The organism is Rhodococcus sp. 1168 (genome assembly GCF_002091955.1).
Taxonomy (GTDB): domain Bacteria; phylum Actinomycetota; class Actinomycetes; order Mycobacteriales; family Mycobacteriaceae; genus Rhodococcoides.
Window position 1 is genome coordinate 1 of the sequence record NZ_MKKY01000056.1, and the last position, 12,460, is coordinate 12,460.

A 12,460-nucleotide genomic window follows, 5' to 3' on the forward strand; every position below is an offset into this window, starting at 1 on the left:
CGGAATTTGTCAAGGTGGATGAGTCCAGTGGGTGTTACGCCGCTATCGAATCGTGCTCTTGATCGGTGTCAGTTGTTTCTGCTGGTTTGTTGATCCACGCGGTGTCTGGGAGGTCGAGGATTTTCGGTGCGGCAGTGCTGCCGAAGCGATGCGGATGTGCAGCGCGGGCGGCGTCGAGAACGAGACGGCGTTCGGCTGCCTTGCGTGCAGCCAAGCCGTAGTGGACATCGGCGGGAGTGTGCAGTCCGATACCGGTGTGGCGATGTTCGTGGTTGTACCCATCGGTGAAGATATCCATGAATTCCCTTGCCTCGCTCAGTGATCGGAACCGATCCGGGAAGCCGGGGCCGTATTTCAAAGTTTTGAACAACGACTCCGAGTACGGATTGTCGTTCGATACCCGAGGCCGGGAGTGGCTTCGGGTGACCTCGAGATCCGCGAGGAGTGTCGCGACGGTTTTACTGGTCATCGAGGTACCGCGATCGGCATGCACGACGTGCGGGACGCCATGGACCGCGAAGATCTGTTCCATCAATTCCTTTGCCAGCACACCGGATTCATGACTATGAACGTGCACTCCGACGATGTAGCGGGAGTAGATGTCGATCATCACGTACGCATCGAAGTACTGCCCTTTCACCGGGCCGGCCAGTTTGGTGATATCCCAGGAGTACACCTGCCGCGGCGCGGTCGCGACCAACTCTGGGCATGCCCTGGCCGGGTGCCGAGCGAGTCGCCGTCGATCGCTGACCTGTCTGTTCTCGCGCAACACTCGATACATCGTCGACACCGAACACAGGTAGATGCCCTCGTCGAGGAGTTGGGCGTAGATCTGTAGCGGTGCGAGGTCGACGAACCGGTCGCAGTTGAGGACGCCGAGAATACGTCGCCGTTCGCTGGTGGTGACTTTGTTGACCGGCTCCGCCGCTGGTTCCTGCGGCACCGGCGGTGTCGGTGCTGTAGCTGCGGCACTTCGACGTGTCGCCGTCGATCGGTGCAGACCGGTGAGAACGCTGCCCTCGCGGGAGCTAATTCCGATGCCGGTCAGTGTGGTGTACGCAGTGGTCATCGCTTGTTGTTCTTCTCGTCGAAATCCGCGCTCTCGGAGAGAGATTCCAAGAGCGCGTGTGCTTTTCCCATGATATCCAGTGCGGCTTCGGTGGTGTTCAGTCGCTTGTTCGCGCGGTTCAATTCACGGGTGAGGCGGGCGATCTCGGCTTGCTCGGCGGTAAGCTTGCCGACCTTCTCGCCGGGCTTTTTGCCGACGAGAACACCGGCGTCGCGGTGTTTGCGCCATTCGCTGATCAACGACGAATACAGTCCCTCGCGGCGTAGGTATGCCCCGCCGTCGCCGCTCTGGCAGGCTTGCTCGTAAGCACGCACGTGTTCGATTTTCTCCGCCGCGGTGAACGCCCGTCGCCGTCGTGGTCCGTCTGCTCTCGGATGCGCTGAATCCATGCGTTCATTGTCGCCGCTGACCGGCGTCTTGGTGGTGATGGCCATGGTGTGTGTCGATCCGTATCTCGCCCTGCATCAGGCCGGGTTGCTATGAACCACTGGACTCACCTCACCCTGGCACGCAGGGGACGGGCAAGCCCGGTCTGGGAGCGTCTGATGGTGAAGGCCTCACCGGGTGCCTGATGTCCTGCGTAGGGGTCTTCGATGAGACATAGCAAGGTTAGAAGCGTTGTTCCGGCACCCAAAGGTAGCGCGGCATCCAGTCGCAGAATCGGTACGTGCTGAGCTGAGTCGGGTGAAGGCTCGTGTCGTGTGTGGTTGCGGTCTAGGACGAGGTCGTAGCGCTGGCGAGATCGCTCGATGAGCCAGCCGTTCCGGACGAGCCGGCCTGAGGGGATCGACCTTCGTACGACAACGGTTGGGTCGCCGTCTGTCGCGTGCAGTACGCCACCGACTGCGTGGTAGAGCGCGGTCTGAGCGTCGAAGCGCCCCGCGGCCGCGTCGCTTAGCCATGCCATGAGTCTGTCGATCAAGCCGCCAAAGCCGTTGACTGGGTCCCACTCCCGAGAAGGATCGAGATACAGACACAACCGGGTGCCGAGAAGCACGTGAGCATGGTTAAGAAATCGAAGGTGGTCGACCTGGACTTGAGGTGGAGATACGTCGGACGGTCCTACGACGATGCGGAACTCTTCGTAGCGGCGGAGCGGGAGCCCACCCACCTCGTGTTTAAGTCCCCCGGTTAGGACGCGTATGCGGAGGTGCATGTCGCCGCTACTGTGACGTGGCTTGCCGATCAACTCGACTTCGCCTGGGAACGCAGCACCGAAGGCAGCGAGGTCGCTGAGAACCTTTGTGTGCCAGTCGCTCATGCGTCTTGTACTCACCCAGCGCGGCCTGAGTGCTTGACGGTCGACAGCGAAGAGGCGGTGGCAGTGCTTGCGACGGTGCTGAACTTGCCAGCTGCCGAGGACTGAGAACCGGCTGGTGCCTTGAACCCGTCACCAAATAGCGCTTGCCATTTCTTCACACTTTCGTCGAAGTCGGTCTCCTCGTAGGCATTCTTGATTTCAGCGGCGTGAACATTGATGCGATTTCGGAAGTGCGAGTACGTCTCTTGGGTCCAACGGTGGTCGAACGATGTGCCAGAGCCTGACGGGTCCGTGATGATCGGCTTGAGTGGATATTGTTGGAGGTAGGCATCGAGGTCGGACACTATGTGTAGAAGAGCTGTCGGGAGATCGCTGTAATAGCCACTATCAACTATTTTGTGCCATTCCTCGACTCGCTCACCCAGCAAGGTGGTCAGCAGGATCGATCTTGTTCCAGTCCATGAGTTTTTATGGTCGCGCAGAAACTTCATGATCCGGATGACTTCGCGCAGGCGCTTGTTCGCGATGCCGTCTTGTTTCTTCATCCAACTGGTGAATCCGTCGGTGTCCGTGCGTTCCCATGTGTTGTCGTCGCGGTTGATGATCCATTGAGTGCCGTCGGCGTGCAGCACGAAGGGGACAATGTCGACGTGCATCGCGTTTTCGGCGTAGTTGACGTAGACGCAGCGGCACTTGCGACCGTGCGGCATGTCTTTGTAGGGCGAGGTGTTGTGCAGCACGTTGTAAATTGTGTCGCCGTACTTCTTGAGATTGTCGGCCCAGTCGGGCTCTTCCACCATCTGGATCATGAAGTCACCGTCGAACGCGTTGCCGTTGACCGGCTTAATAATTGTGCGCTGAGGCCAGGACCCCTGGGGTATCTTCTTTTTGATCAGTGCTTTCGCCTCAGGGTTGGCCTTCAGACAGTTGTAAATTGACTCAACCCTGGCGCTGAGTAGATCGACTTTCGGCTGAGGGAGGTTGACGGTGTTTTCAAGAAAGTTCTTGAAGTAGTCGGTGTGCTTCACGATGGGCCTCCAGGCGTCGTCGAAGTGCCGGGTTCGACCGGTTGGTCGCTGCGCGGCGGAGATGTTTGTGTGTACGGCCTGACATGGTGATCGGCAAATCGTTCTGTGAAGTGGGGGCTGAGCGCGCGGCTCTCCCCAGCTGCCAGGCCCGCGAGAGCCCCGGGGTCAGCCCGATCGAGCGTAAACAGTCGGCCAGGCATTACTGCATCGAAGCGCACAAAACTACCGGCACCGATGAGATGCATTGCGGTCCCCTGCGCACCCCTACTTGATGCCGAAACCATCAGGTCGACTGCTGGTTTGGCCCAGTTGAGCCAGCCGCCGGTGCCAAGTCGCTCAGGGTGATTCGTCCGCTGGTCGACCGCACCTACATTGAGCACTCGGATCGAACTCAGTGGCACGTCGAGCATGCTCACCGCCTCGCTGATTGCCACGACCGAGGGGTTGTTGGCCCAGACGCCGCCGTCGATGAGCCGTTGCCCGTCGACGTGCGCGGCCGCGAAAAAAGTGGGCGCTGCGCTTGTCGCCATTGCAACGTCCACCATCGAGAGCCGATTGTCGCGACGCAGACGCGGATGGTGAGGCGTCTTGAAGATGTGCACCGCGCCTCGCTGAACATCCCAAGCAGGAATGATCAGTCGCTTGGTGCTTTCGCCGAGTCGTCGGTCACCAAGTACCTCTGTCAGTGCCTGTCTCAGCACCTTGGCCTCGTAGACGGGAGCAGTCAGTTGGCGCGGCCGCCGCCACAGGCGGCGTCGTGTTGCAGGGAACACTGCACCCACCAACTGCTCGTAGCTCTCCGCGATCTCACGCGGCTTCAAGCCGGCACCGAGGCCGAGCGCGACGATGCCGCCGGCAGATGTTCCCGCGATCAGGTCGAAGGAATCAGTAATATTGACGCCGAGGTCCTCTTCCAACCGGGCAAGTACGTGCGCGGTGAACAGTGCCTTCGCGCCACCACCATCAAGGGCCAGAATCTGGAAGCGTTCGGGGAGTTCGTCAGAGGGATCGTTCGACGGGGACGCTTGTGGGTGCAGAGGGTGGCGCACGTCTAGCTGCCCGGACGGTGAGTCATTTCCGGGGTCTGCCGGGTCTGCAGAAACTACAGCCATGTAGTTAGGCTACTCGTACCTACCGACAGTGACCGGGGTCGCGGAGCGGCACCCTCGAAAGGCGTTACAGCCCGATGCCGATGACTGCGTTTCCGATCAGCGGCGCGTGTTCGCGGCGGTACACCTCGACGGCGTCGAGGCTGGCGTGGCCGGTCTGCCTGGCGATGGCGGATCCGACGGCACCGTTGCGGGTGCCCTGCGTAACGGGGGTTGAGGGCCAGATGGCCGGAATCCGGCGCTAGGCAGAATATCGACTGGCCAGCGAGGAGATGGCAGCCATTCGAGTGGTGAACGTAGAAACGACCCTGTCGGTGGGCCAGTGGTTCGATTCCGTTGAGGCAGGGGGTCTCGTCATCCCTTCGGGGCACCGGTCGAGGGAGGTCCCCGCTGCATTTCGGGGCCTCCCGCATCGCAGCATCACTGACACCGTCCCGATTTGAGCTGTATATGTTGTGCCACAACCTGTTTCGGTGGCTGTGCGCGATGGGGTCAGCCCATTTCTGCGAAATCCGGCGCTAAGGAGTTACCGCAGATAATCGCCTATTATCTGCGGTAACCTTGAAGTCGACCAGGCGCTACACACCTCAATGGACAGGGCGACTCCGTAAATTATCTGCGATAGCACCACCAGGTTCGGGTTGACGGACGGAAGGACGATCATGGGACAGGTGCGGGCGCTACCGATAAGGGGGGTGCGACTGGCGGATGCGGTCGAGCTGTACCTCTCCACGATCTCGAGTCTCAATACCCGGCGCGGGTATGGCATCGCCTTGCGGCAGCTCGTGCGCGACTTCGGTGCCGATTCCGATGTGGCACTGCTGGACGCCGACCGGGTCGGTGGTTGGTTCACCTTCAAGTGGGGCAACTCCTCGGCGCAGACGTTCAACGTCCGGCTCGCCTCCCTGCGCGGTGCGTGTGAATACTGGCGCAACCAGGAGTGGCTGGTCGGGGACCCGCTTGTGCGGATGGTTCTGCGGCGGGTGCCTGCGGATCACTCTCGGGCGATGACCCGTGACGAGGTGGGCCGGTTACTTGTGGCGGATGTGGCGCTGCGGGAGAAGGTGCTGTGGACGATGCTGTACGAGACCGCTGCCCGCGCCGAAGAGCTGCTGGGGCTCGATATCGCGGACATGGATACAGCGAACCGGTGTGCCACGGTGACCCGTAAGGGCGGGGCGAAGGATGTCATCGCCTGGCAGAGCGGCACCGCGCGGTTGCTGCCGCGTCTGCTTGCCGGCCGGAGAAAGGGGCCGGTGTTCCTGACCGATCGCAAGGCGAAACCCGGTGTGGTCGTAGAGGATATCGACCCGTCGACGTTGCGGGCGCGTTTGTCGTACCGGCGGGCGGGCGAGCTGTTCGATCAGCACACCGCCGGCTTCGTGCGGGGGCCGTTCACACTGCATCAACTCCGCCATTCGAAGCTCACACACGCCGCCGAAGACGGGGCGTCGACGCCGATGCTGATGCGCATGAGTGGGCACACCTCGGTCCGTTCCCTCGGCAAATACGCCCGACCTTCTGCGGAGGCCCTCATCAGGTGGCAGGCAGGCACCGATCCCGCCGCCCGCAGGCGGCGGTAGCTTACGAAGCTCCGTCCGGCATCTCGGGATCCCGACACCCACGACAACCGATGAGGTCGGCATCGATTGCATCAGTCGGGGATGGGAAAGAAGATCGGGCTGATGAGGTACTTGCGGCGGCCATCTTCCGATGGGTTCGAGGCGGCCGACTTGAGGACTGTCTCGAGCTGTGCCACGAGGTGGGTGCGTTCGTCGTCGGTGAGCCAAACAGGCAGCTGAATGTAGGACACGCTGTCGCGGTAGGGTTCTGCACCGGCTGTTCGCAGGTAGTGCTGAAAGCTCGACGCCAACACGCTCATCGCTGCTGCGAACAGGGATTGATGATCATCGGTGGTCAGTGCGGCCATCTCTGTGCGTGGCATCTTTGCGCCACCGGACTTGAATCGGTAAGTCCGTTGGACCGCCCCGCGGCGCCGCTCTTCGCGATGCACGACCAGTATCCCGGCGTCGAGCAGCACCGTGAGCTGGCGATATAGCGTCGGCCGCGAAACGTCGGGTAGCCAATCCAGCAATGAAGCGGCCGTGAACTCGCGGCCGTCCATGACGGTATTGATGATGCGGATCCGCACTGGGTTACGAAGAACTTCCACAAGCTCCATACGTCAATGGTCTCATACAGTGATACCGTTCTCGTATGTCGAGATCAATCGCGTGGCCTTTGGGTGATCGTGTCGGAGTTGGTGCACGGACTCTGTGGACACTGCACGCCGGGTCCACAGGCGATCCAGTTCTCTTCCTCCCGGGCGCAGGCAGTTTCGGACTGGACTACTACCGGGTGTATGACCTGATCAAAGAGCACTCCACCCCGATCCTCTATGACCGTGCGGGCACTGGATGGAGCGAGGATGTTGCACTTCCCCGCACCCTGGACGAAGTCACCGACGAGATCGTCGACCTGCTCTCCGCCCTGGGGGTCGAGTCGACCGTGGCGCTGGTCGGTCACTCCCTCGGGGGCGCATACGCGCAACGCTTCGCACAACGTTTTCCCGATCGCGTTGCCCGACTGGTGCTTATCGATCCGCTACACCAGGACTGGGACGACTTCATGCCGCCCGAACTCCAGTTCGGGCAGGCAGCCGCCACGGACAACCCACAGCTGCCCGAGCTTCCGGCGGAAGCAATCGACCAGATACAGACCGCGATGGAAACCGCTTTCCGCGGATTTCCGACCGAGATCGGCGAAGTGGTTCTCGATCGTCATATGAGCGCCGAACGGTTCCCCGTCGGGTTTCAAGAGGGCTTGAACGCGACGCAACTACTCGAGGAGCTTCGGCAAGGAGGTTCCCTGCCCGAAGTTCCGATCCACATCATCAGTGCGACCGGCACAGACGCCCAGCAACGCCTATTCGTTCCCGAGGAACTCCTAGGGCAGCAGATCGAAGGAAGCGAGCGGCTTTACGACAGCATCGCTCGAAAGCACTCGCGCGTGGAACGCATCACGGTGCCGAACGCGTCGCACGCGAACCTCCCCATGGTCCGCCCAGACGTCATTGCCGCCGCCGTCGCACCCGTGATGCCGAATCATCAGCAACGCTGAGGATCTGGACGGACAGCTGTCAAAGCGTTGACCGGCCGGGCCTGGACCAGTTGCCCCAGCCGGCCCGGGGCCAGTTCGATGCGCTTGGCAGTCTCGCTGCGCTGAGATCGTCGCAAGATCCAGGCGGGCGAGGTGCCCGGCTCTTCGACCGCGCGGGCGGGCGTGGGTCCCGCCGGCCGGTAGCAGGCTGCGGCGGGTGCATCAGTCATCATCGGCCGCGTCCGGATCCCGCAACGGCCGGTGCCCGCCGGTCAGCTCAGGTAATTGGAAGCTGTAGTGGCCCGCCAGGCGGATGTGCCTACGCATGAACGCCGACAGACGGGTGGCGTCCTCATCGTGCACCGGGTAGTCCTGGGCGCGCAGCTCGTCGAGGGCGCGGTCCAGATAGACGGTGTTCCACAGCACCACGCAGTTCAAGATCAGGCCCAGCGCCGACAGCTGGTCTTCCATGCCGTCGAGGTAGGCGCGGGTGATCTCGCCCTTGTGGCCGTGGAAGATGGTGCGGCCCAGGTCGTGGCGACCCTCGATGAGGTTGGCTTGGGCCTTGGCTTCGCGCCGGTAGGGTTCGTCGTCGGCCAGGCGCAGAATGTGCAGGGTTTTGAAGATCCGCCCGTAGTGCGCGATGGCATGACCCAGCGACGTGGGATTGCCGTCACGGGAGATCATGCGGGTGACCTCGTGCGCGGACACCTCACCACGGTTCATCGACACCGCGACCCGGCACATGTCCTCCCAATGCGCGCTGATCTTGCCCAAGTCGATTCGGCCCCGCGCCGCGGTGTTCAGGGGCCCGTAATCGGCGGCCGGTTCGATGCGCCACAACCGTTGATCGGGCAGGTTCGCCAGCTGCGGCCGATACTTCCGGCCCAATAAGTGCAGGATTCCGAAGACGATGTCGGAGTAGGATCCGGTATCGGTGATGATGTCCTCGGGCACCGTGCTGCCCGCGGGTTGGCGCAGGATCACATCGACGGCGTTGAGAGAGTCGCGCGGGGTGCCCGACACGATCATCGCGTTCAGACCGGCCGCTTGATCGTTGAGCATGTTCAACCAGGTTGTGCCCCTTTTCGGGCCGAAGTATTTTCGGTTGGGGCGGGCGTGGATGGTGCGGACCGGGACGACGAATCGCATGCCATCGACGCTGGCGACCAGGCCGCCGCCCCACAACTGCGCCAGCGGCACGGACGCTTGGGCTTTGACCAGTACCGTGTTGGCGGTAGCCATGGTGTCGGGGCGAATGTAGTGCTGGTCGACGTGGTGCAGCCGATCCCGGGTCAGCGCCTCGGCACCCGGTGAAACCACCGGGGCGAACCCCACATTCATCGAATGGGCGCACAGCACGGCCGCCACCGATACCCCGAGATCGGCGACGCGGGCGTTGCTACCCGCAACATGGGTGAACGCTTCGGCGAACTCCGGATGCCACGACATCACCTCAAGGACCTGCTCCGGTAGATCCACTCGCGGCATCATCGCCGCCGCCCGCCGACGCAAATCGGTGAGCGACGGAGGATCAGGCACCGCGCTCAACGCGGCCACGTGCAGCTTTCCATCCTCATCTACGCTCGCCGGAGCATCATCACCCAGGCGCGCCGCCAAGTCCCGATACGATGCGTCGAGGCCCTTCGCGAGTTCGGCGAGCATCGGGTTGGGGTTATCCGGCAGTCCGAGCGCGTTCATGCCGGTATCGCGGGCCGATTCCCATGCCATGCCCGACAGCAGATGCGCTCGCGGGTCGCGCCACTTCGAGGAGTGCTCGGCGAAGATGTTGCGGTACTTCAGATGCCGGTGGAACTGCTCGAGCACACACAACGTGTACGAAGCCCGATCGACCGTCTCTTCCGGCCGCTCCGACGGGTAAACCAAGCGCTGCCAGCCACCACTCACCAGGTCGTGATCGATGCGGCGCGCATCCAACCAGCGCGCGGACAGCCCACGAGTGCGTTGCGGGGAGATCATGTCAGCGAGGGTGTGCATCGCACTCAGCACGGGTTTGGTTTCGCCGGTGGCACCGAAATCGATCGTGCGCATCATCGGCGGAAGGAACGCCCGGACCGTAGAGAACCGGCCCGCCAGCTCTTCGAGGCGCTGAGAGTCGAACTCCGGATCCGCTTGGGGCACCAGCTCATCGATCGAGGCCAACGCCGCCCGCAACTCCGCCTTGGACACAGTGTTCTCGATCGGATCCCACACCAACGCAAGCGACAGCTCCGGCTCGGTCTCCGACATTTCCAGCAGCACCCGCACAGCGCGGGCGAGTTTCCCGGCATTGCGCGTCACCCGCGGGTAACGTCGCAGCTTCTCGTCCTTGGACTGGCGGTCGGCCTTGGCGATCAGATCGGTGACCATCAGCAGGTCGAACAGCTCAAGTGCGTCATCGACCGCTTTGGCGCGCAACGTGAGCACCGTCGCTGTCAACAGCGCGAGCAGCCGGTCTCGCTGCGATTTCATCCGCCGCAGATGCGATGTCTTGCCATTCAGGCCGTGAGAGGCCAGTGCGATCAACCGCCGCGGCGGCACCTCGGACACATCGACCGACTCTGGGACGACAGCATTCAGATCACGGACCCGTGCCAGCGCGTTGGCCATGCCGCGCGAGGATGGAGTGAACGCGCCTTTACGCAGCCGCTCAAGTTCGACCACCTTACGGCGGCCGTCTTCGCGAGTGTCCAACAGCCCCAACAAGGTTCCGGACTCGCCGCCTGCGAGCTGACTCGAAAGATGCGTCCACAGCCGCTGATCGGCGACCTGCTTGCCCTCGGTGACGAGGCGTTCCAGAGTCGTGGCCCCCGGCAGCAGGGCGTTGTGCTCGCGCAGCCAGACCACCGCGCCCGCGGTCAGCGCTTTCGGGCCGTCGCCGGTCATCCACGCTTGATCGGTGATCCATGCCAGCAGCTCGGTCTCGATATCGGCGAACGAGATCAGCCCGTACTCACGCTGGATCTCCCAAGCGTGCTCAAGCTTCGTCTTCTCCCGGTCGGTGTAGGTCTTCACGCAGGCCGGATCGGCGATCTCAAGCTGGGAGGCCAGGTAGTCGACCAGTTCGGTGGGAACGTCGAGTGGATCGGGCAGGAACATCCCCAGATATCGGACCGTCACCAACTGAATCGCGAACCCGAGCCGGTTGTAATCCCGCCGACGTGCCGCGATCAGCCGATGGTCTTCATCATCCAGATGGAAAAACCGCTCCAGCTCCACCCTCGACAACACACCGAACCGGCCGTACTCCACGACCGCACCCTCATCACGCACAGCCCGACATCAAACCACCGACAGCCCAGCAGCGCAGCCAGATCCAGAAATCAGCAGCAGGCCAAGCCTCATTTTGCTTAGCGCCGGATTTCGGTCATCTGGCCCTCACCCCCCCGATTATCAGGGGGTCCGCAGGCGCGGCATTGGTGGTCCAGGCGCGATCGTCGTCCCAGGTTTCGTTGTGTTTCAGGCACCACCACAGCCGTCCGAGCAACTTGTTCGCGAGGTTGCGGAGAGCGGCGTTGTGGCGCTCTCCCATAGCTCGACGTTTGTCGTAGTGTGCCCGAGCACCCGGTGATTTCGTCAGGATGGAGAATGCCCACCAGTGGCAGGCGTCGCCGAGTCGTTTGTTCCGGACTTTGCGAGCTTTAACGTAGTGCGATCGGCCTGATGCACGGGTGATCGGTGCAGTTCCGGCGAATGCGCGCAATCCGGCGGGCGTGGTGAATCGTTCTGCGTCGTCGCCGATCTCGGCGAGTATGCGGCCACTCAGTACCGTACCCAGACCTGGAACGGATCTGAGGAGGGGCGCCATCGGATGGGTATCGAAGACTTCGCCGAGCTCTTTCTCGAGCGCATCCACCGCTGTGTGCATCGCGGCGACGATGCCGAGCAGACCGGTCACTGCGTGTCCGAGCGCATCCTCGACCTCACGTGGTTGCGTCAGCGCCGGCGCATGCAGATCAGCCAGAATCTGATCGACCAGCTTCTCGTCGTTGCGTCGTCCCGCCCGATGTAGCAGAGCAACGAGGCGCCGTTTCGTCAAATCGCGGCCAGCGGTCGGCGTGGGTACTGCACCGAGAACGACCACTGTCGCTTTGTGTTTCTAGTTCGGAAATGCTTGCAGTGCTGCAGGATAGAATTCCAGGAACACAGATCGCAGCCGGCTCAGGGTTTGGTGCAGTGCCCATAGCGCTTCCTGATGTTGCCGGGCGAGTGCCTTGATCGCGCGGGCATGCTCAGTAGTTGCGGGGAGAGTTCGGTGCGCATCGCGGTCGGTGCGCAAGATGTTCGCCAGAATCGCAGCATCGCCGGGATCGGACTTGCCGCCTGCTTGCCCGTGCCGTTCGCGGTACCGCGCGACGGCACGCGGATTGATCGGATAGACGATGAACCCGGCGTCTGCGAGGGCAACGACGAGCAGGTTCTTGTCGGTCTCGATGGCAACTGGGGAATCCTCCGCGGTGCCGCCGTGTGATGCGATCAGGTTGAGTAGTTCGATGAATCCGGTTGCACCGGTGTCGATCCTCGCCCGCGCGATCACCGCTCCGTCGGTGTTCATGATGGCGACGTCGTGATGGATCTCGGCCCAGTCGATCCCGACGGTCAATCCCATGGATCACTCCTCCCGTTGGTCGGTTTCCTTCCTTGTGAGCTCGAGGTGGTGCGGCAACCTAATGGACAGCGCTCTGTGGCGCGGCATCTCACAAGCCGATCACGTACCTCGGACGACTGGCAGGGCCACCGTCTACATTCAGACCTTCGGGTGCGGTCCGTTCAATCTTGGTAGTGATCACCTTCCAGCAGCTCACCACCTCAGCCTGCGCCCCGGTCGGTAAAATCTCAGTGACCACCTGCCAGTCGCCTTTTCGTGTCGCAATCGATGCCGACCACCCCATTA

The 12,460-nt window shown here is 62.4% G+C and carries 11 protein-coding genes and 1 pseudogene; 2 read left to right on the top strand and 10 right to left on the bottom strand.

Features of this window, described 5'->3' with window-relative positions; all coding sequences use genetic code 11:
- Window positions 1-34: 34 nt before the first annotated feature.
- From BJI47_RS11035 to BJI47_RS24605, 5 genes and pseudogenes are all read right to left on the bottom strand, one after another.
- A protein-coding gene (locus BJI47_RS11035; RefSeq protein ID WP_254900348.1) for an IS3 family transposase occupies window positions 35-1,458 on the bottom strand; the annotation gives its coding sequence in 2 pieces (ribosomal slippage) (window positions 35-1,131 and window positions 1,131-1,458; 1,425 coding nt in all).
- A 104-nt stretch (window positions 1,459-1,562) separates the two neighbouring features.
- Window positions 1,563-2,330: a hypothetical protein gene (locus BJI47_RS11040; protein WP_217808532.1), complete on the bottom strand. Its 768-nt coding sequence runs from the start codon at window positions 2,328-2,330 to the stop codon at window positions 1,563-1,565.
- 11 nt (window positions 2,331-2,341) lie between these two features.
- Entirely contained in the window at window positions 2,342-3,358 is a 1,017-nt protein-coding gene (locus BJI47_RS11045) for a cyclic GMP-AMP synthase DncV-like nucleotidyltransferase (RefSeq protein ID WP_088943783.1), read from the bottom strand.
- Window positions 3,355-4,470, bottom strand: a complete 1,116-nt coding sequence (locus BJI47_RS11050; RefSeq protein ID WP_088943784.1) for a CBASS cGAMP-activated phospholipase — start codon at window positions 4,468-4,470, stop codon at window positions 3,355-3,357. Before BJI47_RS11050 ends, BJI47_RS11045 begins: the two co-directional genes overlap by 4 nt.
- A 64-nt stretch (window positions 4,471-4,534) precedes the next feature.
- Window positions 4,535-4,675, bottom strand: a pseudogene (locus tag BJI47_RS24605) (integrase); the annotation flags it as partial.
- Between the two features lie 454 nt (window positions 4,676-5,129).
- Between BJI47_RS24605 and BJI47_RS11060 the strand changes: the two are divergent.
- Complete coding sequence (locus BJI47_RS11060) at window positions 5,130-6,050, top strand: tyrosine-type recombinase/integrase (RefSeq protein WP_088943785.1); 921 nt, start codon at window positions 5,130-5,132, stop codon at window positions 6,048-6,050.
- A 71-nt stretch (window positions 6,051-6,121) separates the two neighbouring features.
- Here BJI47_RS11060 and BJI47_RS11065 read toward each other — a convergent pair whose 3' ends face one another.
- Window positions 6,122-6,649 carry a helix-turn-helix domain-containing protein gene (locus BJI47_RS11065; RefSeq protein ID WP_088943786.1) on the bottom strand — a complete coding sequence of 176 codons (528 nt, stop codon included), beginning with the start codon at window positions 6,647-6,649 and terminating at the stop codon, window positions 6,122-6,124.
- Window positions 6,650-6,684: 35 nt separating this feature from the next.
- On the opposite strand from BJI47_RS11065, the gene BJI47_RS11070 reads away from it, so the two are divergent.
- Window positions 6,685-7,587, top strand: coding sequence for an alpha/beta fold hydrolase (locus BJI47_RS11070; protein WP_088943787.1), 903 nt, complete (start codon window positions 6,685-6,687; stop codon window positions 7,585-7,587).
- Here the strand turns inward: BJI47_RS11070 and BJI47_RS23740 are convergent.
- From BJI47_RS23740 to BJI47_RS24615, 4 genes are all read right to left on the bottom strand, one after another.
- Window positions 7,575-7,796: a hypothetical protein gene (locus BJI47_RS23740; RefSeq protein ID WP_125458716.1), complete on the bottom strand. Its 222-nt coding sequence runs from the start codon at window positions 7,794-7,796 to the stop codon at window positions 7,575-7,577. The two genes, BJI47_RS11070 and BJI47_RS23740, sit on opposite strands and share 13 nt — an antisense overlap.
- Window positions 7,789-10,839, bottom strand: coding sequence for a Tn3 family transposase (locus tag BJI47_RS11075; RefSeq protein ID WP_254900526.1), 3,051 nt, complete (start codon window positions 10,837-10,839; stop codon window positions 7,789-7,791). The genes BJI47_RS23740 and BJI47_RS11075 overlap by 8 nt, the downstream gene beginning before the upstream one ends.
- 94 nt (window positions 10,840-10,933) lie before the next feature.
- Window positions 10,934-11,650 (bottom strand): transposase, encoded by a 717-nt coding sequence (locus tag BJI47_RS24610; RefSeq protein ID WP_254900527.1) that lies wholly within the window; start codon window positions 11,648-11,650, stop codon window positions 10,934-10,936.
- A 15-nt stretch (window positions 11,651-11,665) separates the two neighbouring features.
- Window positions 11,666-12,175: an IS110 family transposase gene (locus BJI47_RS24615; RefSeq protein ID WP_254900519.1), complete on the bottom strand. Its 510-nt coding sequence runs from the start codon at window positions 12,173-12,175 to the stop codon at window positions 11,666-11,668.
- Window positions 12,176-12,460 lie beyond the last annotated feature (285 nt).

Excerpts from the sequence above, each read along its gene's own strand:
- BJI47_RS11040 (WP_217808532.1), bottom strand. The coding sequence starts at position 2,330 with ATGAGCGACTGGCACACAAAGGTTCTCAGCGACCTCGCTGCCTTCGGT.
- BJI47_RS11050 (WP_088943784.1), bottom strand. The coding sequence starts at position 4,470 with ATGGCTGTAGTTTCTGCAGACCCGGCAGACCCCGGAAATGACTCACCG.
- BJI47_RS11060 (WP_088943785.1), top strand. The coding sequence starts at position 5,130 with ATGGGACAGGTGCGGGCGCTACCGATAAGGGGGGTGCGACTGGCGGAT.
- BJI47_RS11065 (WP_088943786.1), bottom strand. The coding sequence starts at position 6,649 with ATGGAGCTTGTGGAAGTTCTTCGTAACCCAGTGCGGATCCGCATCATC.
- BJI47_RS11070 (WP_088943787.1), top strand. The coding sequence starts at position 6,685 with ATGTCGAGATCAATCGCGTGGCCTTTGGGTGATCGTGTCGGAGTTGGT.
- BJI47_RS23740 (WP_125458716.1), bottom strand. The coding sequence starts at position 7,796 with ATGACTGATGCACCCGCCGCAGCCTGCTACCGGCCGGCGGGACCCACG.
- BJI47_RS24615 (WP_254900519.1), bottom strand. The coding sequence starts at position 12,175 with ATGGGATTGACCGTCGGGATCGACTGGGCCGAGATCCATCACGACGTC.